Raw genomic sequence first — 21,261 nt, 5'->3', positions numbered from 1 at the left:
TCTTTTAAAATTCTCACCATTTTCACTTTTCAGGTTCCCATGAAAAAACTATTTACCCTCGCCGCTGCCAGCGTTTTAGCCGCTGGAGCACTTAATGCGCAAGCCCAGGTTGTCCTCGACGGCCAACTGACCGCGCCCGAAATTACGGCCGGCAATTACGTGTTGATTGGCAAGTACACCAACCCCCGCGGCTTCGGCGATTGGGGTTTGCTCAGCCTGTACGCAGCCACTACGCCCACAAAAGTTTATTTCTTTGTTGGCGGCACGGTTCAAGACAACGGTAATGCCTTCCAGCTTTTCCTCGACTTGCCAGGCCGGGCCGGCGTGCCCGTGGGCACGGCTCTGCCCGCTGGCATGGGCGGTACGTCGTTTGAAGGCATGGTAGCTAAGCTTGACCTTGCCACCGATTTAGCCCTGGCCCTGCGTTCAGAAGGAACTGACTTCCAGATTGAAGGTGCTTCGTACACTTCCGCCACGGCAGGTTCTTCGATGAAACTTACCTCTACTGCGGGTGTAGTAGCGGGCAACGGCACGCCACAGACCTTGTCGGCTGCCGCGACAGTTGGCGATTTCGCCGCCCTGGCTGGTACGCGGGTAGCTTACCGCAACTCGAGCGATGGCAAAGTACTCACTAACCCTGGCAGCACCACGCCCAACACGAGTGCTTCTTACGGTGGCGTAGGTTCCTTTGGCTGGGAAATTGAGTTGGACCGTACGGCTACGGGCCTGGCCACCGGTACACCCATGCTCACTTTCTTCGTACTGCAAAACAGCGGAAAAGGCGATTTCCTTTCTTCAGATTACATCCCGCAGACTTCCGTACCTGTTGCAGGCAACGGTAACGTCGGTAGCGCTGGCGCCGCCGACTTCACAAAAATCGCTGACCGTCAGGCGGCTACTATTACCTTGGGCGCTACCGGTGTGCTCGGCACCCGCGCGGCCGATGCCGCTGCCATTGCCATGGGCGTATATCCCAACCCGGCGCAGGGTGTAGCTACGGTGGCCTACAACGTAGGCAGCCGTTCCGAAAACGTCAACATTGTCCTGACTGACCTGGTGGGTCGTCAAGTGCAAGTCCTTTCCAACGGCTTGGAGTCGGCAGGTGTTAAAACCAAATCGGTGAGCACTGCTGATGTAGCAGCCGGTACCTACATGGTCCGCGTGCAGGTTGGCGACAAAGTAGCTACCCGCAAAGTGGTGTTGCTGTAAGCATAATTAATGGCCAAACAAAAAGCCCCGACGCAATTGCGTCGGGGCTTTTTGTTTGGCCATTAAACCCAATAAGAAATGGATTCTATAAGAGAAGGGAATCTGGTCAGCTAGTGCTTACAACAAGTAATAAGACTTACGAAAATGCGCCGTTTGCGAGCCCCAGCGGGGCGGCATATCGGTAGTAATTCATTCGTAATGAGTGATAAAGCCCCAGCGGGGCGATACTCTTTGCGAATCCTGGTGAGTGTCGCCCCGCTGGGGCTTCGTGCTTTACATAAAACACTTTACTACCGACATATCGCCCCGCTGGGGCTTGAAGTGTGTAAGTCCTGAGTAATCAACTATAATGCCGATGAGAGACTAAAAGCATGAGTTGAACCTTCATTTGGAATACTATTATACTCGTCCGAAAGCCGATTAATACCACGAGAATGTGCAGATAGCATTTACTAAAAAAATAATTTAGACGCTTCGCTGATGTCTGCTATTGCATACAGTGACAATGCTTCGGAAAGCACATTGTGGGTGCTTTTCTGCCACGTTTTATCATCCAGAAGTCAGGATGTTATGAGCTCAATACTTTGATTTTATGGCTGAGTAAATACTGCTTTGATAACCGAGCTTTGAAATAATTATGTCTGGCTGAAGCAAAAAAAGAAGCCGCTGAGGTGACCAGCGGCTTCTTTTTTTGTGGTTTTGGAAAAGCTACGGAGTAACAGTCAGCTTAGCCGCAGTTGTGCCAGCACCCGAGCCGGTTACTTCGAGCTTGATGGTATAAACCCCAGCGGTTTTAACGGTCATGTCCTCGCCGCCTGGCTTCAATTCGATGGTAGTAGCACCAGGCGTGATGGGCTTGATGAGGGCACCCAGGTTAGTATCCCATTTTTTGTTCAAACGGAACTTAAAGTCTCCAACATTGAGCGTGGTGGTCAGCACATAAGCTTTGGCGTCGCAATCCCAAACCAATGGGATATCGGTATCGGTAGGACCAGGCCAGCCGTTGCCGGCGGGGCCTACTAGGCCCCAGCTGTCGGTGTTGGGAGCCAGGCAAACTTTGTAAGGGGTTACGGTAAGAGCTACTGGTTTCGAAACAAAGGTCTGTTCATCAGTACCAATTACGGCGGCAACCCGCGCATATACGGTCACCGGGACACCGGGCGTCAGGCCCAAGCCAATCAGCAGGGCTTCGTTTAGCTCTGCCACAGTGATGGATTTGGTACTGCCGGTACCGGCCGCAATCTTAGCCGGATAGCCGAAAATTTTCTCGGATTTAGAAAACTGGATTTGGTAGCTGGGGGTAGGTGCCGCCATCTTACCTGCTCCGCTCATAGTGAACTTGGTGACCGGGGTCCAGGTATAAGTAGCTGCCGTTTGCTCGGCATTAGCCTGCACCAGCACGGCTGCACTAGTAGACGTACTCAGGGTAATAGCATTGGAAGGGGTGATAGTTGCCTTCTCTTCATCCTTTTCACAAGATGCGAGCGTAGCTACGGCAAACAAGCCTGCCACCACTTGGGTAAGCCAATTTTTCATGATTAATGATTTAAAGAATGGTGAGAACCAGAACCGGGTATATTTCTCCGTGCAACAGCACCGTTTTAATAAAAGTGTCGGTGAGGGCATCCGAAATTACGCAAGACCCAAGCATGTGAGAAAAATTATTTCTGGTCATTAAAATTTGTAAAGCAAAAGAGGGGTGAGCCACTCAGCAATGGCTCACCCCATCAAAAACCGGTTAGTAACCTGGGTTTTGCTTCAGATTGGGGTTAGCTGTTAAGTCAGAGGTGGGCAATGGAAACAGGTTCCGAAATTCATCCACGCTCCGGCCAGGGGCAACACCGCCTTTCCAGGGCCACAGGTAAGCAGCACTAGTGAATTTGCCGTGCCGAACGAGGTCGGTGCGGCGCTGGGCTTCCCAATGCAGCTCGCGGGCGCGTTCGTCAAGGATAAAGTCCGTAGTCATCTGCGCATCGGTGATGTCAGCTGCCGCGCTGGAGGCATTGATGTCGAGGCCAAACGCCCGACGGCGAATCTTGTTCACGTACTCAAGGGCAGTAGGCCGGGCGGCGGCGCCGCGGGCAGCCGCTTCGGCATAGATGAGCATCATGTCCGACAGGCGCAGCATGGGAAAGTCGACGCTGGAGAAGTTCCGCGAACCCACGATGACTGAACCGTCTGAATTGATGTTGCGGTACTTAGTTACACCCAACCCCTGCGTAAACTGGCTCTGGTCGTTGATTTCCAAGGTCTGGCCAGCCGTCCAGAAGCGGCCGCGCCGGTCAACCGTGGTGTCGGCGCCTAACAAGAAAAACTTGTTAAACAGCGCCCGCGTGGTGCGCATGCCGCCCCAGCCCGTAGTCTGACCTACGTATCGCTGCCAACCGGCCGATGCTCCATTGGTCGAGCCATTCACCAAGAAGGTGGTGCCTCCGTAGGTAGTAGTGCGGGTGGCATCCAGCAGAATCGACCAGATGATTTCATTGGCGGCCGGAGCCAGGTTATTGTCGGCCAAAAAGTTGCGACCATAAGCCGAGGAGGCCGAGCTTGCTTGCGTCACCAGCGTATAACCGCCATTTATTACTGCCTGTGCTTCGGTAGCCGCCTTGCCATACTGCGGCGTGCCAGTGTACACCCCTGCGTTCAGGTACAGGCGGGCCAGCAGGCCGCTGGCCGCAGCCTGGTCTACGCGGCCAAACTCGTTGCTGCGGGTCGGAGCTAGTTCCGCCTTGAGCGCTAGCAGCTCACTTTCGACGTAGGTGTAGAGTTGCTGCCGGGTATTGTAGGGCGGCGCCGCTACCCCTACAGCGTTGGCTTCGGTCACAAACGGGCCACCACCGAACAAGTCGATGACGTGCATATAGGACACAGCCCGCAGAAAGCGGGCCTCGGCCCGGAAGCGCTTGGCTTCCGCCACGTCGTTCGCCGGCAGGCGGCTGGCTAGCTTGTCATCCGATGACTCCCGGATAAGCTCGTTGCAAAGGCTGATTTCGTAATAGGCTCGGTTGTATAGGCCACGCAACAGTGGGTTGTTGGCGTCCCAGTTCATGTTGTGCCAGTCCTGGATGCCGGGGTCGTTCCAGGCTACTACAGCTTCATCAGTGGTCAGCTCCTGAGCGCTCCACAGCTGGCGCAGGTAGTTGCCGGTACCGCCATCGATGCCCAGAATGTCGCTGCCGCCATCAGCACCACCCAGACTGGTAAGGGCAAAACCGCCATATAGCTTGCCCAGTACGCTTTTGTAAGCAGCCAGGCTCACGTATACCTTGTCGGGCGTGGGCTCAAATTTTGGGGTTTGTTCAAGGTCTTTGTTACAAGAGGTAGCAAGTCCGGTCAGGGCCGTACCCAGTGCGAGGGTAATTAACCCACGGGAAAAGGAGTTATTCTTCATGATTGGTGGGAATTAAATGCCGAGGGCGATGCCCAAAGTGTAGGTACGGGCGACAGGGTAGAAATTACGGTCAATTCCACCGTTGATTTCGGGCTCCACCCCATCATACTTGGTGATAATGAACGGGTTTTGCACGTTGCCAGTAACGCGCAGCGACGAAGCACCGAATACTTTGCCCACGTTGTAGCCCAGCGAGATGTTCTGGCAGCGCAGGAAAGAAGCGTTCTGAACATAGTAGTCCGAGAACAGCTGCGGACGGGCAAAGTTCGTATTGCTCACGTCGGGGGACAAGTTGCTCACGAACAGCGTCGAGGCTTGGGCATTGCCAAAGTTGGCACGGTCGGCGGCGTTGGCGTTGTACACGTAGTTGCCCAGGTTGCTGCGCAGCGTGAAGGCCAGCGCCAGCTTCTTGTAGGTCACGTTCGAGCTGAAGCCCAGCGTCACGAGCGGCGCGGGCTGCTTGTAGCGGTAAAAGTCATCCGTGGTCGAGCCGTTGTTGTTGCGGTCCACGTACGCGCCCTCCACGGGCCGGCCATCGGGGCCGTACACCTGCTGGTACACATAGAAAGCATCAGTTGGGAAGCCCACGCTACGAATCTGAATCTGGTTGCCGGTGCCACCACCAATGCCGCCCACCTGCACGCCGGGGAAAGTGGCATCCTGTAAGCCCAAGCTGGTGATTTTGTTAACATTGTAAGCTCCGTTCAAGTTCACGTCCCAGTTCAGTTCTTCCGAACGCACCACGCCGTAGTTCAGGCCCAACTCGATGCCGCGGTTGCGTAGCGCACCCTGGTTGGCGTTGAGGCGGTTCACGAGGTTCGAGCCAGCCGGCACGTTTACTTCCTGCAACAGGTCGCTGGCAGTGCGCTGGTACACGTCAACGGTCGCCGTGAGGCGGTTGTCGAAGAAGCCCAGGTCCAGGCCGGCATTGTAGGTATTGGTGGTTTCCCAAGTTAAAACCGCGTTGTAGCCCAGCGGACCGGTGATAAAGCCGGTGGCAGCATTGCCGAACAGGTACTGCGACTCCGACGTGCCCAATGCGTAGCGTGGCTGCGTATCGTAAGCGCCGCCGATATCCTGCTGGCCAGTGCGGCCGTAGCCGGCGCGCAGCTTCAACTCCGAGATGGTGTTGTTGTCCTTCAGGAATTCTTCATTCTTCACGCGCCAGGCCAGGCCCAGGGCCGGAAACCAGCCGCTATTGTTGCCATCGCGGAAGCGTGAGGTGCGGTCATTACGCAAGGTCGCCGTCAGCAGGTATTTGTCCTGCACGTTGGCCGTGGCCCGGCTGAAGTACGAAATCAGCACGTATTTATTGTAGAAGCCGGGCACCGCCAGCTTGGCGTCTTTATTAACCAAGGTCTTGCGGTCCGAGCGGAAAGGCAGGAAGTTCGGGCCCTGGTCCGTAAAGGTCTGATAGGCGTAACCACCCTGAATGTCAAACTTGGTGCCGCCAAACTGCTTGCCGTAAGCCAGGTAGGCTTCGAGCAGGTTCATATCTTTTTCCTGCTCTTCCTGGGAGTACGAGCCGTTCAGGCCGGGCGTATTGGGCGCATCGGCGTTGTAACCACCAAAGGCGGCCGGCGAGGTGTCTTTGCTGCCCTTGCTGCGGGTAAGGTCGAGGCCCAGGTTAAGGTTGGCTCGCAGGCCTTCTACGCCGTGTACCTTATAGTCAAACTGCACGTTGCCGATAAGGCGTTTCACCGTGCTGATGTCGTTCAGGTTGTTAAGGGCCGCAATCGGATTGCCTGGGGCATTGCCCAACGGTCCGCCCGTGGGGCCCAGGAACTGATAATAGCCGCCGTAGCGGGCAAATCGCGCCTCAGTGGCACGCACCGGCTGCGTGGGGTCGAAGAAGGCCGCGTTGGCAATCTGGTCGTAATTCGCGAAGCGATTTTCCAGCACACTACCCTTGGCGTTGACGTCGATGCGCAGCCGGTCATCAAGCAGTTTGGGGCTCAGGCTGATAGAGCCCGTGTTACGCTTCAGCTTGTTGGTGATGACAATGCCTTCCTGGTAGAGGTTGCCGTACGATACCCGGAACGGCACCTTGGCCACGCTTCCAAGCAGGCTCACGGTGTTATCGAAGGTGGCACCGTTGCGGAAAACCTCATCCTGCCAGTTGGTGTTGGCCGTGCCGAGGGTGGCTAGCTGCGAAGGAGCACCATTTTCGGTTACCAATCTGCGAAATTCCCCCGCCGATAACGTTTCGTAGCGACGAGCGGTGGTCGAGATGCCGGTTTGCGAGTTCAGCTCCACGCGCAGCTTTTCGCCTTGCAGGCCCTTTTTGGTGGTGATGAGGATAACGCCACCCGAAGCCCGGTTGCCGTAGATAGCCGTGGCCGAGGCGTCCTTCAGCACGGTGAAGGTTTCGATGTCGCTGGGGTTGATGAGCGACAGCGGATTCGAAGCGCCGTTGATGCCGCCTTTATCCACGGGCACCCCGTCGATAACGTACAGCGGGTCGCTGTTGGCGTTTAGCGAAGAATTACCGCGGATGCGAACGGTCGAAGGTGCGCCCGGCGCGCCACCGCTCGTGGTAATGCTCACGCCGGCCACTTTGCCCTGAATAAGTTGGTCGGGGTTGGTTACCTGGCCCTGCACGAACTGCTTGGCGTCGACGGTTGCCACTGCGCCGGTAATATCCTGGCGGCGCTGGGTACCGTAGCCCACGACCACGGCTTCGGCAAGCGCGGTGGCGTTCTCAGCCAGGCTGGCAGCCGTTTCCGTATTCTGGCCGGCCACCACGGTGATGGGGCGGCGTACGGTGTTATAGCCCACAAACGAGATAACCAGGGTTTTGGCCCCGGCCGGCACGTTCTGGATGCTGTAGGTGCCATCCACATTGGACGAGCTGCCCAGTGTAGTGCCTTCAATCAGGACCGTGGCACCAGGAATGCCTTCGTTCTTACTATCGGTAACCCGGCCGCTCACGGAGCCAGTCTGGGCATAAGCCCCCGAAGGAAAACCGAACGCCGCGAATAATAGCAGAAACAGCAGTTTCGCTAGATAGGGGTGCTTCATAGGAAACAAGAATTTGGTGGGAAAATTGGGAATGGTGGGAAAAGAAAAAAATCGATTGGGAAACAGTGTGCAAGTTATCTAATAAATAGCATGTAAGAGCCTGCTAGGCGGGTTTTTGTGGTCGATAAAGCTGCTGTCATCGACTCGATTGTTAACAATTGTCGAAAGGACATAGGCCTTTGCATAGGGTTGGATGCAATCAAGAATTAGGTGGTTAAACAATTGATATCTAATTAATTAAACAGTAATAATGGAATAATATGAGCCTGCCATTCTCCTTCAATCGATTGGGAGAGCTGCAAACGTTGCTTACGACTTTGTAATAAACTGACCTGCAAACGTTTGCGACATGTGCCGGAGCCTGCTAAAAGGTAAGGCCAGTTGATGCGTATTCTCGCTCTAAATCAGTGTAATTAAAGCTGTCAAAATGCATTGGACCCAGCATGTTTTTGGCCAAGCGTAGGTTTTGGGCGAATGACTTTGCTAATTTTCGGCGGTAGCTTAGCTTAAGAGCATCGCCATCGGCCCCGATTGCGGCTAGTACTGGTGGCGCCCGGCTGGTTAGGAGATGGCCTTGTAAGGCTACGTAGTCCTTTTTACATTTGGCTTTCCCTAAGATAATGAAAAAGAACTTTCTGCTCGTGATGTGGCTGCTGCTGGCCACATTGACCAGCGCAGTGGCCCAGTCGCGGTCGGGCTCGCGCAAGCCTTCGCCAGCTAAAAACAGCAAATCGGGTGCGGGCACCAAGGGCAAGCAGCCTGCGGCCTACCCGGCCGGCCGCCGCTCCATCGGGGGCGAGGACGAGGTAGCACCGGAAGTGTTTGTGGGCAAGCTTAAGTTGAAGAAACCGGTGCTGGTGTACTACGAACAGGCCGCGCCCGGCAAATCGGTACAGCAGCTCATCATGGCCGAGGAAAACCTGGGCTTGCTCAAAACCCTGGACCTGGAGCAGCTCATGAACCGGCGCGAGGTGTTCGTGGACGGGCTCGGCAACCGCCCGCTGCCGGGCAGCGACGACCCCAAGTACCGCCTGCTGGGCACCAGCGCCGTGGCGGAGGACGCCCGCCGCCCCGCCGGCGATGGCCGCAGCTTCTACTCCCGACTACGGGTGCCGTCCTCGGGCATCCTCTACGTGGTGCGCGAGTCGGCCGAGGAATACCGCCATTTCGTGAAAGGTCCGCAGAAAAACGGGGCGCTGCTCGACTTCCAGGCCAACGGCCTGCCGGGCCTCGATTCGGTGCGCGCCGTGTACACGCTGCGCAAAATGGATTCGGCCGAGCTCGGCGCGGGCAGCGGCGAAACTATTCGGTAGGGGAATAAGGCTTCAAACTACAAGCGGCAAGCCACAAGCTCTTTTGATAAGTGGGCACGATTGTGCAATTGAATACGACGGTTACTGATTTGATTTATAGTATGATGCGCGTGTTGTTGATTTTGGGCTTGATGGGGTTTTCCGCGCTTGCAGTACCAATTGCCGCCCAGACGGTTTTAAAAGTAACCCGTGTTCCAACCACTACTGCCGCGAATGATACGCTCTTCGTAGCGGGCTCCTTCAACGTCTGGAACCCGCGCAATCCCGCCTATCGCCTCACCAAAGGCGATGACGGAACCTATCAGATTACCCTGCCTGCCAGCCTGGGGGCCGTGGAATACAAGTTCACTCGTGGCAGCTGGGAAACCGCCGAAGCCGGCCCCGCCAACGCGCCCATTGCCAACCGCAAAGCCGACCTGCACCAGGCGGCCGTCGTCACCCACGAGATTCTGGCCTGGAGCCAGCCCGGCCCGGCGGCGACCAAAAAGCACACGGCCTCGCCGCAGGTGCAGGTGCTGAATGAGCAGTTTCAGATTCCGGAGCTGGGCCGCACGCGCCGCGTGCTGGTGTACCTGCCCGCCGACTATGCCCAGCAGCCCCGGCGGCGCTACCCCGTGCTCTACATGCACGACGGCCAGAACGTGTTCGACGAAGCCACCAGCTACAGCGGCGAGTGGGGCGTGGACGAAACCCTGGACCGCCTCCACGCCTTGGGCCAGGACCCTACGAGTTGCATTGTGGTGGCCGTGGACAACGACAGCCAGCACCGTTCCGATGAATACATTCCCTGGCGCAATGCCGAAATCAAAGCCGGCGGTCAGGGTGGGGCCTACATCGATTTTTTGGCCCGCACCCTCAAGCCCTACGTCGACGCCCGCTACCGCACCCGGCCCGACGCCGCGCACACCGGCATTGCCGGGTCCAGTCTGGGCGGACTGATTTCGGTGTATGCTGCGCTGAAATACCCACGGGTTTTTGGCCGGGTGGGCGCTTTTTCGCCGGCCTTCTGGGTTTGCAACGACTCGCTGCTCGCTTTTGCCAAAACGCACCCCGCCGCCCGCAGCACCCGCTTTTACTTCGTGTGCGGCCCCCAGGAATCCGAAACCATGCTGCCGCTCATGGCGGCTTGGCGCAACAAGCTGCGCGCCCAGGGCGTACCGGCCGCCAACCTGTCGTTGCACGCCCCTGTCGACGGCCAGCACCGGGAGTGGTTCTGGCAGCGGGAGTTTCCGGCAGCTTATCAGTTTCTGTTTCGCGCGATGCCGGGCAAGGGGCAGGCCAGTAAGTAATCGAATTAGCGCGCGGCCTGTAGCTGAAAGCTTATGGCTATCAATGTAAAAAGTAAAACGCTTAGTTTGTGATACTGTTGACGATACTGAACATATGCTGCCACTATTGCATGATTTTTTGAATGCGGTTGCTGCTTTTTCAAAAAAGGCGCCATATCTTTGCGTCGCGTTTCAGAAAAGCGCTTATCCAATCATGATACATCGTACTTCCCAGGCTTGGTGGTGGCAGCTCCGAAACATCGGACCGGCCTGCCTGTGCGCCTAGCGAAGTCACCTTTGATTTTGCTTTTGACCACAAAAGCCCGGCCGCCAGCCGGGCTTTTTGCATTTTACTCCAACGCAGGTTCAACGCCTGCCTCGCCTGCCAACTCACCCGTTCCGTGTCGTACCAACTCACCACTGCCCACCGCCGCCTGCTTGCCGACACCGTGACGCCGGTGGGCCTGTACCTGCGCCTTCGCGACCAGTTCTCTAATTGCCTGCTGCTGGAAAGTGCCGACTATCACGGCCAGCAAAACGCCTTCAGCTACCTGGCCTGCGAGCCGCTGGCCACGTTTGAGTTGCGGCGTGGCGGCGAACTGCGTCAGTCGTTTCCCGACGGCCGCACCACGAGCCAGCAGCTGCCCGAACCGCGCCAGGCGCTGGCCGAGCTGCGGGCCTTCGCCGCCGCCTTTGTGCCCGATGCCTCCGCGGCCAAAATGCCGTTCATCAACACTGGGCTCTTCGGCTACATGGGCTACGAGGCCGTGCAGAGCTTTGAAGACGTGACTTTCGATGCCGAAAAAGTGCCGGCCGGCGACGTGCCCCTTATCCGCTACGGCGTGTACCGCTACGTCATTGCCTTCAACCACTTCCGGCAGGAGCTGTTTCTGTTTGAGCACGGCGTGGCCGGGCAGGAAGCCCAACCCGGTGGCCTGGAACGGCTCGAAAACCTCGTGCGCAACCCCAGTGTGCCGGTTTTCAACTTTGCCACGGTAGGAGAGGAGGCCAGCAACCAGACCGATGCCGAGTTCTTGGCGCGCCTCACCAAGGGCCAGGCCCACTGCCTGCGCGGCGACGTATTTCAGATTGTGCTCTCGCGCCGGTTCCAGCAGGAGTTTTCCGGCGATGAATTCAACGTGTACCGGGCGCTGCGTTCCATCAATCCCTCGCCTTATCTGTTTTATTTCGACTACGGCGACTATAAAATTTTCGGCTCCTCGCCCGAAGCGCAGGTATTGGTGCAGGGCCGCGAAGCCAGCCTGTACCCCATTGCCGGCACCTATCGCCGCACCGGCGATGATGCCGCCGATGCCGCCGCCGCCCAGCGCCTCGCCGCCGACCCCAAGGAAAACGCCGAGCACGTGATGCTCGTGGACCTGGCCCGCAACGACCTGGCCCGCCACGGCACCCAGGTAAAAGTGCGTACCCTGCGCGAAATCCAGTTCTACTCCCACGTCATTCACCTCGTCAGCCACGTCACGGCCGAGCTTGACGCCGGTACCGACACCCTGCAAGTGGTGGCCGACACCTTCCCGGCCGGCACGCTCTCGGGCGCCCCCAAGCACCGCGCTTTGCAGCTCATCGACGGGCTGGAGCCCACGGCCCGCGGCTACTACGGCGGCTGCATCGGCCACCTGGGCTTCGATGGCAACTTCAACCACGCCATCATGATACGCTCGTTTTTGAGCACGGGCAACCAGCTGTATTTCCAGGCGGGCGCCGGCGTGGTGGCCGCATCCAGCGTGCAGTCGGAGCTGGAGGAGGTGCACCACAAGCTGGGCGCGCTCCGGGCAGCGCTTGTTGCCGCTAATGATGTTAAGTAGTTAGTAAGCTCGACCTTAAAGTCATGAAAATTCTCGTTCTCGATAACTACGATTCCTTCACCTACAACCTGGTGCATCTGCTGCGCGAGCTGGGCCACGGCGCCAACCTGACCGTGACCCGCAACGACCAGCTGCCCCTGGCCGCCGTGGAGGCATATGATGCCATCATGCTTTCGCCCGGCCCCGGTATCCCGGCCGAGGCGGGCCTGATGCCACAGATTATCAAGCAGTACGCGCCAACCAAACGCATTTTGGGCGTGTGCCTGGGCCATCAGGGTCTGGCCGAGAGCTTCGGGGCCACGCTCTACAACATGCCCGCCGTGCTGCACGGCGTGGCCAACGAAGCGGAAGTAACGGCGCCCGATGAGCGCCTGTTTGCCGGGCTGCCGCCCCGCTTTCAGGTGGGCCGCTACCACTCCTGGGCCGTGCGCCCCGAAACCATGCCCGCCGAGCTGGAAACCACCGCCCGCGACGCCAATGGCGAGGTCCTGGCCTTCCGCCACCGGCAGTTCGACGTGCGCGGCGTGCAGTTCCACCCCGAAAGTATTCTGACCGAGCACGGCCACAAAATGCTGGAAAACTGGTTGAAGTAGCTATTAGCTGACAGCCATTAGCTGTTAGCTTTTCTCTAACAGACTTTAACAATTCGCGAGTAGCCGTAACAAAGGAAGCTAATGGCTAACAGCTACTAGCTAACAGCTAAAAGATGAAACACATTCTCAATAAACTGTTTGACCACCAGCCCCTGACGCACGCCGAGGCGCACGCGGCCATGCGGCAGCTGGGCGAGGGCGGGGCCAACCCCGCCGAAACGGCCGCCTTTCTGGCGGTGTACCGCATGCGGCCCATTACGGTGGCGGAGCTGGCGGGCTTCCGGCAGGCACTGCTGGATTTGAGCCGCGACCCGCAGCTGGGTACCACCGAAGTGCTCGACATTGTGGGGACGGGCGGGGACGGCAAGGACACCATCAACATTTCCACGCTGGCCTGCTTTGTGGTGGCCGGGGCGGGCGTGCAGGTGGCCAAGCACGGCAATTTTGGCGTGTCGTCGGTGTGCGGGGCTTCGAATGTGCTGGCCCATTTTGGGTATGACTTTGAGGCCACTACCGACCAGCTGCGGCGGCAGCTGGAGCGGGCGGGCATCTGCTTTTTGCACGCGCCGGCCTTCCATCCGGCCATGCGGCACGCCGGCCCGGTGCGCCGGGAATTGGGCGTCCGCACGTTCTTCAACATCCTGGGGCCGCTGGTGAATCCGGCCCGGCCGGCCGCTCAGCTGCTCGGCGTGTTCAGCCTGGAGCTGCAACGGCTCTACCACTACCTGATGCAGCCCACCGGCACGCGCTACGCCGTGGTGCACGCCCTGGACGGCTACGACGAGCTGGCCCTGACCGGCCCCGCCAAAGTGGTTTCCTCCCACACCGGCGAACAAATGGTGACGGCCGAAACGCTGGGCCTGACCGCTTGCACGGCCGACGACCTGGCCGGCGGCAGCACCGTGGCCGCTTCAGCCGCCATCTTCAAGCAGGTGCTGGACGGGAGCGCCACCTCCGCCCAGCGCAACGTCGTAACCGCCAACGCTGCCCTGGCGCTGCAATGCGCCCGCCCTGGCCTGAGCTGGGACGATGCCCTGGCCCAAAGCCGCGAATCCTTAGATTCGGGCGCGGCCCGGCGGGCATTCGAAACCATGCTTTCAATTAATTAATAATTAGCAATTAGCAATTAGTAATTAATAATCAGCGAGATGCGACGCTTGCTCTCGCTGATTATTGCCTGTTGAAAAACAGGTACTTGTTCTTGCTAATTAATAATTATTAATTCGTAATTATTAATTAAATAAAATGTCCACCATCCTCCAAACCATCACTGCGCACAAGCGCAAAGAAGTGGCTGCCCGCCGCGAGCTGGTGCCCGTGAAGTTGCTCGAAAGTAGCCTGTATTTTAAGTCGCAGCCCCTGTCGTTGCGGCAGTATTTGCTGCGGGAAAATGGCAGCGGCCTCATCGCGGAATTCAAGCGCAAGTCGCCTTCCAAGGGCTGGATTAATCAGTACGCACCCGTGGAGCGCACCACGCTGGGCTACATGCAAGCCGGCGCAGCGGCACTTTCTATCCTTACTGATGCCGAGTTTTTTGGCGGTAAAAATGAGGATTTGACCACCGCGCGCCGTTTCAACTTCTGCCCCATTATCCGCAAAGATTTTGTGGTGGATGAGTATCAGATTCTCGAAGCCAAGAGCATTGGGGCCGACGCTGTGCTGCTCATTGCCGCTGTGCTCACGCCCGAAGAAATTAAAACCCTGGGCAGCCTGGCGCGTTCGCTGGGCCTGGAAGTGCTGCTGGAAGTGCACGACGGCGAAGAGCTAGCCCGCTCGGTACACGCCGAGGCAGTGGATTTGGTGGGCGTCAACAACCGCAACCTGCACGATTTCAGTCTGAGCCTGGATACCTCGTTGGAGCTGGCCGCCGCTATTCCGAATGAATTTGTGAAAGTTTCGGAGAGCGGAATCTCCACTGCGGCGTCCATTGGGCAGCTGCGGGAGGTGGGCTACCGCGGCTTCCTGCTGGGCGAAGCTTTCATGCGTAACGCCCGCCCCGAACGCGCCTGTGCCGCGCTGGTGCAGGAAATCGCGGCCCTGCCCAAAACAGCCCTCCTCGCCTAACCCGCTTCGAAAGATGAAAACGCCACGCCATTAACAGAATTAAAAATGAAGAATTAAAAATTAAAAATCGGACCGTCAAACTGTCAATTTTTAATTCCTCATTTTTAATTCCCTCTGAAAAATGCCCCTACCTCGAAACCGCTCTAAAGATGAAAACGCCGCGCCATTTGCCTGTTGATATTGCCTTGGCGGCCGGGTTGCCCGTGCCCGCTGGTCTGGCCTCGGCAGCGGGACCTTCGCGGCTGTTGGTGAAGGTGTGCGGCATGCGCGATGCGGCGGCGCTGGCCGGCGTGGCGGCGCTGCTACCCGACTTTCTGGGCTTCATTTTCGCACCTGCTTCGCCGCGCTTTGTGGGCGAGGCGCTGGCCCCGGAACTGGTGCGTGCGCTGCCCGCGAGCATCTGGCGGGTGGGGGTTTTCGTGAATGAAACCACCGAGACGATTCGGGCCACCGCCGCACGGTTTGGGCTGGGGGCCGTGCAGCTGCACGGCCAGGAATCCCCAACGCAATGCGAGGAACTAAGCGAGGCCGGCTTGCTCGTGATGAAAGCTTTTTCGGTGGGCAAGGCCGTGGATTTTGCCGCGCTACTGCCGTATGTGCCGCATTGTGACTTCTTTCTTTTCGATACCAAAGGGGCTGCGCCCGGCGGCAACGGAGCCGTTTTCGACTGGGATTTGTTAAAGACCTACAATCTGCCCGTACCGTATTTTCTGGCCGGCGGGCTGGGCCTGGAACACGCTGCCGAGCTGGTTGCCCTGCGGCTGCCCGGCTTGGTGGGCGTGGACCTGAACAGCACCTTCGAAACCGCGCCCGGTGTGAAAGACGCCGGCCGGCTAGGGCAGATGCTGGCCGCGTTGCGGCCTACTGAGACTCGTTAAAAATTAACCAAACGTCATCGATAATTGCCATGACACCATCTTACCAACAACCCACGGCCCGCGGCTACTACGGCGAATTCGGCGGCGCCTTCATTCCCGAAATGCTCTACCCCAACGTGGAAGAGCTGCGCACCCGCTATCTGGAAATCCTGGCCGACCCGGATTTTCAAATCGACTTGCAGCACCTGCTGCGCGACTATGTGGGCCGGCCCACGCCGCTGTTCGAAGCCAAGCGCTTGTCGGAACGCTACGGCACCCGGATTTTCCTCAAGCGCGAGGACCTCTGCCACACCGGCGCGCATAAAATCAACAACACCGTGGGTCAGATTCTGCTGGCGCAGCGGCTGGGTAAGACGCGCATCATTGCCGAAACCGGGGCCGGGCAGCACGGCGTGGCCACGGCCACCGTATGCGCTCTGATGGGACTGCCGTGCGTAGTATATATGGGTGCCGTGGACATTGAGCGGCAGGCGCCTAACGTGGCCCGCATGCGCCTGCTGGGCGCCGAAGTGCGCCGCGCCGAAAGCGGTAGCCAAACCCTGAAAGACGCCACCAACGAAGCCATCCGCGACTGGATTGCCAACCCCGTGGATACGCACTACATCATCGGCTCGGTGGTGGGCCCGCACCCGTACCCGGATTTGGTGGCGCGACTGCAAGCCGTTATCAGTGAGGAAATGCGTTACCAGCTACTGGAAAAAACCGGTACCGAGCTGCCCGATTTCGTGGTGGCCTGCGTGGGCGGCGGCTCCAATGCGGCCGGCGCGTTTTACCACTTTCTGGACGAGCCTTCGGTACGGCTGGTGGCGGTGGAAGCGGCGGGCCATGGCATCAATTCCGGACATTCGGCGGCTACGTCGGTGCTGGGCACGCCGGGCATTATTCACGGCAGCCGCACGCTGCTGATGCAGGATGAGCACGGCCAGATTACGGAGCCCTATTCGCTGAGCGCCGGCCTGGATTATCCGGGCATCGGCCCGCTGCACGCGCACCTGGACGCTTCGGGCCGGGCTGAATTTATTTCCATCACCGACGATGACGCCCTGAAAGCCGTGAGCGAGTGCAGCCGCCTCGAAGGCATTATTCCAGCGCTGGAAACGGCGCACGCGCTGGCGGCGCTGGGCCAGTTGGGCGCGGGACCTGATGATGTGGTGGTAGTGAACCTCTCGGGTCGCGGCGACAAAGACCTGGAGACGTACCTCAAAAACATGGACAAACTCACCTAACATTTCCCGCCGAGGATGACGCAGTGGTCTGCATTGACCGACCTCTGCGAACCTCCGCGCTTTTCCTCTGCGAACCTCCGCGAGAAAATTTCCATGAACAACCGAATCAAAGACGCCTTTGCGAGCAAGCAAAACCTGCTCAACATGTACTTCACAGCCGGCTACCCCAGCCTGCACGATACCCTGCCGCTGGCCCAGGCGCTGGTGGCGGCCGGCGCCGACATTCTCGAAATTGGCATGCCGTTTTCAGACCCGCTGGCCGATGGGCCGGTTATTCAGCGCAGCAGCTCGGCGGCCCTCGCTAATGGCATGAACCTGCCGGTGCTGTTTGGGCAATTGCAGGAGTTGCGGGCCGCCGTGCCCGAAACGCCGGTTTTGCTCATGGGCTACCTGAATCCCGTGCTGCAGTTTGGCATGGAAGCCTTCCTGAAGCAGGCGGCGGAAGTGGGCATTGATGGCCTGATTTTGCCCGACTTGCCCTTGGACGAGTACGAGGAAATGTACCATCCGCTCTTCCAGCAATACGGGGTGAAGGCCGTGTTTCTCGTTACGCCACAGACGTCGGAGGCGCGTATCCGGCGGCTCGATGCCCTGTCGGACGCTTTCCTTTACCTCGTATCCGGCCCCGGTACCACGGGTGGTACCACGCTCCCCGACGTGGAAGCCCAGCAGGAGTATTTCCAGCGCATCGCGGCTATGAACCTAAAAAACCCGCGCCTGATTGGCTTTGGCATCGCTGATAAATCCGGCTTCGACCATGCTTGTGCGCACGCCGATGGCGCCATTATCGGCTCGGCTCTCATCCGAGCCCTCGGCGATACCGACGATGCACCCGCCACGGCCACCCGGTTCGTGCAAGGCATCAAGGCATAAAAAAGCCTTCCATACCAACCCAGGCAGAAATGCTTGCCCAAAAAAATCGATTTGCTGCTATAAAGAAGAAGCAATCAATCCGTGAAATCCGCCCAATCCGACTAAATCCGTGATAATTCAACTTGAAAACGCGGCCGTGGTGCCCGCCATTAGTGAGCACCTGAAGCAGCAAGGCTATAAAGCCACCGAGGTGACGACCCAACACGCGCACTACCTGGTGGCCATTGGGAAGAAGGAAATCGACATTCGCACCATTGGCCAGCTGCCGGGCGTGCGCGATGTGCACCGCGTGTCGGACGACTACAAGCTGGTAAGCCGCAAGTGGCGCGTGAAGCCCACGGTGCTCGACCTGGGCGACGGCGTAACCATTGGCGAAGGCACGCTGGCCCTGTGCGCCGGCCCGTGCAGCATCGAGAGCGAAGCCCAGATGGAGAAGGTGATGGACCACTTAACGGCAAACGGCGTGCGCCTGATGCGCGGTGGCGTTTTCAAGCCCCGCTCGTCGCCCTACTCGTTCCGTGGCCTAGGCATGGACGGCTTGCGGCTGTTTCACAGCATGGCGCGGGCGCGCGGCATCAAAATAATGACCGAAGTAATGCAGGTGTCGCAGGTAGAAGAGATGCACGATTTCGTGGACGTGTTTCAGGTGGGCGCCCGCAATACCCAGAATTTCAACCTACTCGACGCCCTGGGAGGCGTGGACAAGCCGGTGATGATTAAGCGTGGGATTTCGGGTACCATCGAGGAACTGCTGTCGTCGGCGGAATACGTTTTTTCGGGCGGCAACGAAAAGCTGATTTTATGTGAGCGAGGCATTCGCACCTTCGAAACGGCCAGCCGCAATACGCTGGACCTGAACGCGGTACCTATTCTGAAGGAGAAAAGCCACTTACCAGTCATCGTGGACCCTTCGCACGGCATTGGCATTCGGGAGTACGTGCCGGCCATGGCCCTGGCCGGCGTGCTGGCCGGTGCCGACGGCATCGTGTACGAAACCCACGAAACCCCCGAAACAGCCGCTTCAGATGGCCAGCAAACCCTGGATTTTGATGAGTCGGCGAAGCTGGTGCGCAACCTGCGGCGGGTGTTTGCCCTGCGCGGCGAGCTGGAGTAGCCAAAAGGTCCGCCCGAGCCAGAGGCTCGAAGCCAGTGAGGCAGCGCGTCAGAGACGCGCGCCAGCCTGCTAGATGCGTAACAGTGGTCAAGTGTTATTTTCCAGCTAATTGTTGCATAACCAAAATCGGTTCTTATATTCGTCTCAATCATGCGCCTCCAACTCGTCAATATTACCAACCTAGCGACTTGCCCCAAACAGGGTGGGACTGGGCTGCGATTGGCAAAAAGGAAGAACAAGGCATGATGCCCGTACTTCGCTAGAAACCTTCAAAAGCCCGAATCCAACAGGATATCGGGCTTTTTTTTCGCCCATTCGCTATGTTTACTAACCACCTCCCCGCGCACGTTTCTGGCCAGGACCAGCTGATTTGGAAAATTTTGTTTGACCGCCAGACGGCTTTGCTGCACAGGCGGGCAGCGCCCGCTTTCAGCCAGGGCCTGGCCCGGCTCGGGTTGCGGCGCGAGGCCATTCCGGACCTTGGGGAGCTTAGTACCACGGTTTTTGAGGAAACGGGCTGGCGGCTGGCGCCGGTGGGCCGGCCGTTTGAGCCCGCCGCGTTTTTCGAGCTGCTGGCCGAGCGGCGCTTCCCGATTGTGACCCGCATCCGGCCCATGCACGCCTTCGATTTCAGCCCGCAGCCCGACCTGTTCCACGATTTGTTCGGGCACGTGCCCATGTTGCTGGATAGCGGACTGGCCGATTTTCTGCACATGCTGGGGCAGGCGTACCGGGCGCAGCCGGAGGGCTCGCCAGCCCGCGAGCAGTTGTGGGCGCTGTACTTTTTCACGGCCGAGTTTGGGCTGGTGCAGCACGAGGGCCAGCCGCGCCTGTACGGCGCGGGCCTTCTGTCGTCGGCTGGTGAAATCCACCACTGCGTGAACGAGAATACGCCCCGGATAGCCTTCGACTTGGCCACCGTATTGCGTACGCCGGTGACGGGCGCGCGCTACCAGCAGCAGTACTACGTGCTGCCCGCCTGGGAGCAGCTCACCGACTGCGTGGCCGAGCTGGCCGGCCTGCTCGCGGTGGCGTAGCATCAGCCAAAAAAGCAGTAGGTAGCAAGCCGCCGCGGGTCGTAGCTTCGCGTCGTGCTGTTCGAATTCAGAGCCCAAAGCGCGTTGCTGTTGCCTTTTGTGGTGCCCGGCCTGGCGCTGGCCGGGCATTTGGGGCTGCGGGCCGCTCGCAACGGTACGCTGGCCGATGGCCTACTGGGTTTACTGCTGCTGCTGAATGTGTTGCCGGTGGCGCAGTGGATGTTGGGCTTTGCCGGCTGGTACGACAGTCACGACGCGTATTCCACGGCAATGTTCTACGTGCCGTGGCGGCCCTGGCTGGCTTGGGGGCCGGTGTTCTATCTGTACTTCCGCAGCCTCACCAACCAGGAGTTTTCGCTGCGGCGCCATTGGTGGCACCTGCTGCCGTGGCTGCTGCTGGTAGGGGCTCACCTGGCAGCGGCTGGCTACGATGTTGCCTGGCAGCACGCGCTGCTGGGGCAGGCGATGCCGCATCATTTTGGCACTAAAGGCGCGGCCATGCAGGCGCTGGAAGACGTGAACCTGGTGCCGGATGTGATTGGGTACGCCTCCATGCTGGCTTATGGCGTGGCCACGCTGCGCCGCTACCATCGCTACCGCCGCTACCTCGACAACAACTTTTCTGACACCACCCGGCTGCGATTCCGGGGCCTGCGCGATTTGCTGCTGGCGGCGCTGCTGGCCCTTGCTATCTGGCTGGGCTTCGGGGCGCTGGATTCTTTGATTGGACCGCTGGGCTACAATGATTCCTGGTATGCGTATCTGGCCAATGGCCTGCTGATTTATTACCTCAGCGTGGTGGGCCTGCAGGCTAACTACGCGGCAGTGGTGCCCTTGCGATTCGAGCCCGAAGCCGATGAAAGCACAATTCTTAGCAGCGTAAAAACGGCCGAAATGCCAGTGGAAGGGGAGGAATCCGTCGGAGCGGTGGAGGAAATCGATTTTGCTGCTACCAATGTCTCTGCAGAATCCTTAGCGGCAGATTTGAACGTGAGCGCAGGCTTGCCGGCGGCACCCAGCAATGTTCCGAACGCAGCGGAAATTGCCACCGTTACTCTGGCACCGGAGCTACAGCCGTGGCGGGCAAAACTGCTGCGTCTGATGGATGAGGAGCAGCCCTGGTTGGAGCCCGAGCTTACCCTGGCCGAGCTGGCGCTACGCCTGCGCACCAATACTTCTTTGCTCTCGCACGTCATCAACACGGGCTGCGGCCAGAACTTCAACGACTTCGTGAACCGCTACCGGGTTGCCGAGGCCGAGCGCAAGCTCCAGAACCCGCGCCTCTTGCATTACTCCCTGGTAGGCATTGCGTTAGAGTGCGGGTTCAACTCCAAGTCCACGTTCAATCGGGTGTTCAAGAAAATAACCGGGCGCACTCCCGGCGAGGTAAACCGACCCAAATCATAAGCTGGGACGGCCCAAGCCGTAAGTTGAAGCGCGGGCATGGC

16 protein-coding genes are annotated in these 21,261 nt (G+C 58.8%); 13 read left to right on the top strand and 3 right to left on the bottom strand.

Annotated features, from left to right (window positions below):
- Positions 1-39 precede the first annotated feature (39 nt).
- On the top strand, positions 40-1,209 hold the full coding sequence (locus GM79_RS21980) for a T9SS type A sorting domain-containing protein (protein WP_035568069.1): 1,170 nt from the start codon (positions 40-42) through the stop codon (positions 1,207-1,209).
- Between the two features lie 708 nt (positions 1,210-1,917).
- Here the strand turns inward: GM79_RS21980 and GM79_RS21975 are convergent.
- The 3 genes from GM79_RS21975 to GM79_RS21965 form a co-directional block, all read right to left on the bottom strand.
- On the bottom strand, positions 1,918-2,835 hold the full coding sequence (locus tag GM79_RS21975; protein WP_081867937.1) for a SusE domain-containing protein: 918 nt from the start codon (positions 2,833-2,835) through the stop codon (positions 1,918-1,920).
- 112 nt (positions 2,836-2,947) lie between these two features.
- On the bottom strand, positions 2,948-4,600 hold the full coding sequence (locus GM79_RS21970; RefSeq protein WP_035568065.1) for a RagB/SusD family nutrient uptake outer membrane protein: 1,653 nt from the start codon (positions 4,598-4,600) through the stop codon (positions 2,948-2,950).
- A gap of 12 nt (positions 4,601-4,612) precedes the next feature.
- Complete coding sequence (locus tag GM79_RS21965) at positions 4,613-7,621, bottom strand: SusC/RagA family TonB-linked outer membrane protein (protein ID WP_035568064.1); 3,009 nt, start codon at positions 7,619-7,621, stop codon at positions 4,613-4,615.
- A 620-nt stretch (positions 7,622-8,241) separates the two neighbouring features.
- Between GM79_RS21965 and GM79_RS21960 the strand changes: the two genes are divergently transcribed.
- The 12 genes from GM79_RS21960 (at position 8,242) to GM79_RS21905 (ending at position 21,220) form a co-directional block, all read left to right on the top strand.
- On the top strand, positions 8,242-8,934 hold the full coding sequence (locus GM79_RS21960; protein ID WP_035568063.1) for a hypothetical protein: 693 nt from the start codon (positions 8,242-8,244) through the stop codon (positions 8,932-8,934).
- Positions 8,935-9,065: 131 nt separating this feature from the next.
- Complete coding sequence (locus GM79_RS21955) at positions 9,066-10,223, top strand: alpha/beta hydrolase-fold protein (protein WP_161787234.1); 1,158 nt, start codon at positions 9,066-9,068, stop codon at positions 10,221-10,223.
- Between the two features lie 380 nt (positions 10,224-10,603).
- Positions 10,604-12,028 (top strand): anthranilate synthase component I family protein, encoded by a 1,425-nt coding sequence (locus GM79_RS21950; RefSeq protein WP_035568062.1) that lies wholly within the window; start codon positions 10,604-10,606, stop codon positions 12,026-12,028.
- Between the two features lie 23 nt (positions 12,029-12,051).
- A complete protein-coding gene (locus GM79_RS21945; protein WP_035568061.1) occupies positions 12,052-12,621 on the top strand; it encodes an anthranilate synthase component II in 570 nt (189 codons plus the stop codon).
- A gap of 113 nt (positions 12,622-12,734) precedes the next feature.
- The gene (gene trpD, locus GM79_RS21940; protein ID WP_035568060.1) at positions 12,735-13,730 is read left to right on the top strand and encodes an anthranilate phosphoribosyltransferase; all 996 of its coding nucleotides are present in this window, start codon (positions 12,735-12,737) and stop codon (positions 13,728-13,730) included.
- Positions 13,731-13,866: 136 nt separating this feature from the next.
- Positions 13,867-14,685 (top strand): indole-3-glycerol phosphate synthase TrpC, encoded by an 819-nt coding sequence (trpC, locus tag GM79_RS21935; RefSeq protein WP_035568058.1) that lies wholly within the window; start codon positions 13,867-13,869, stop codon positions 14,683-14,685.
- 149 nt (positions 14,686-14,834) lie between these two features.
- On the top strand, positions 14,835-15,563 hold the full coding sequence (locus GM79_RS21930; RefSeq protein WP_235184137.1) for a phosphoribosylanthranilate isomerase: 729 nt from the start codon (positions 14,835-14,837) through the stop codon (positions 15,561-15,563).
- 29 nt (positions 15,564-15,592) lie between these two features.
- Complete coding sequence (gene trpB, locus GM79_RS21925) at positions 15,593-16,789, top strand: tryptophan synthase subunit beta (protein ID WP_035568057.1); 1,197 nt, start codon at positions 15,593-15,595, stop codon at positions 16,787-16,789.
- A 93-nt stretch (positions 16,790-16,882) separates the two neighbouring features.
- Positions 16,883-17,662 (top strand): tryptophan synthase subunit alpha, encoded by a 780-nt coding sequence (gene trpA, locus GM79_RS21920; RefSeq protein WP_035568056.1) that lies wholly within the window; start codon positions 16,883-16,885, stop codon positions 17,660-17,662.
- Positions 17,663-17,771: 109 nt separating this feature from the next.
- Positions 17,772-18,776, top strand: coding sequence for a 3-deoxy-7-phosphoheptulonate synthase (aroF, locus tag GM79_RS21915; RefSeq protein ID WP_035568055.1), 1,005 nt, complete (start codon positions 17,772-17,774; stop codon positions 18,774-18,776).
- A gap of 320 nt (positions 18,777-19,096) precedes the next feature.
- Positions 19,097-19,813 (top strand): hypothetical protein, encoded by a 717-nt coding sequence (locus GM79_RS21910; protein ID WP_035568054.1) that lies wholly within the window; start codon positions 19,097-19,099, stop codon positions 19,811-19,813.
- A 54-nt stretch (positions 19,814-19,867) separates the two neighbouring features.
- Positions 19,868-21,220: a helix-turn-helix domain-containing protein gene (locus GM79_RS21905; protein WP_035568052.1), complete on the top strand. Its 1,353-nt coding sequence runs from the start codon at positions 19,868-19,870 to the stop codon at positions 21,218-21,220.
- Positions 21,221-21,261 lie beyond the last annotated feature (41 nt).

The organism is Hymenobacter sp. IS2118, assembly GCF_000715495.1.
Lineage (GTDB): Bacteria > Bacteroidota > Bacteroidia > Cytophagales > Hymenobacteraceae > Hymenobacter.
Note: the sequence above shows the minus strand (reverse complement) of the source record. Positions and strands in the feature narration are given on the sequence as shown.

What these genes read in the sequence shown, in the direction of transcription:
- GM79_RS21910 (WP_035568054.1), top strand. Translation starts at nt 19,097, where the DNA reads ATGTTTACTAACCACCTCCCCGCGCACGTTTCTGGCCAGGACCAGCTG.
- GM79_RS21945 (WP_035568061.1), top strand. Translation starts at nt 12,052, where the DNA reads ATGAAAATTCTCGTTCTCGATAACTACGATTCCTTCACCTACAACCTG.
- trpA (WP_035568056.1), top strand. Translation starts at nt 16,883, where the DNA reads ATGAACAACCGAATCAAAGACGCCTTTGCGAGCAAGCAAAACCTGCTC.
- GM79_RS21930 (WP_235184137.1), top strand. Translation starts at nt 14,835, where the DNA reads ATGAAAACGCCGCGCCATTTGCCTGTTGATATTGCCTTGGCGGCCGGG.
- GM79_RS21955 (WP_161787234.1), top strand. Translation starts at nt 9,066, where the DNA reads ATGGGGTTTTCCGCGCTTGCAGTACCAATTGCCGCCCAGACGGTTTTA.
- trpD (WP_035568060.1), top strand. Translation starts at nt 12,735, where the DNA reads ATGAAACACATTCTCAATAAACTGTTTGACCACCAGCCCCTGACGCAC.
- GM79_RS21965 (WP_035568064.1), bottom strand. Translation starts at nt 7,621, where the DNA reads ATGAAGCACCCCTATCTAGCGAAACTGCTGTTTCTGCTATTATTCGCG.
- trpB (WP_035568057.1), top strand. Translation starts at nt 15,593, where the DNA reads ATGACACCATCTTACCAACAACCCACGGCCCGCGGCTACTACGGCGAA.
- GM79_RS21975 (WP_081867937.1), bottom strand. Translation starts at nt 2,835, where the DNA reads ATGCCCTCACCGACACTTTTATTAAAACGGTGCTGTTGCACGGAGAAA.
- GM79_RS21970 (WP_035568065.1), bottom strand. Translation starts at nt 4,600, where the DNA reads ATGAAGAATAACTCCTTTTCCCGTGGGTTAATTACCCTCGCACTGGGT.
- trpC (WP_035568058.1), top strand. Translation starts at nt 13,867, where the DNA reads ATGTCCACCATCCTCCAAACCATCACTGCGCACAAGCGCAAAGAAGTG.
- GM79_RS21960 (WP_035568063.1), top strand. Translation starts at nt 8,242, where the DNA reads ATGAAAAAGAACTTTCTGCTCGTGATGTGGCTGCTGCTGGCCACATTG.
- GM79_RS21980 (WP_035568069.1), top strand. Translation starts at nt 40, where the DNA reads ATGAAAAAACTATTTACCCTCGCCGCTGCCAGCGTTTTAGCCGCTGGA.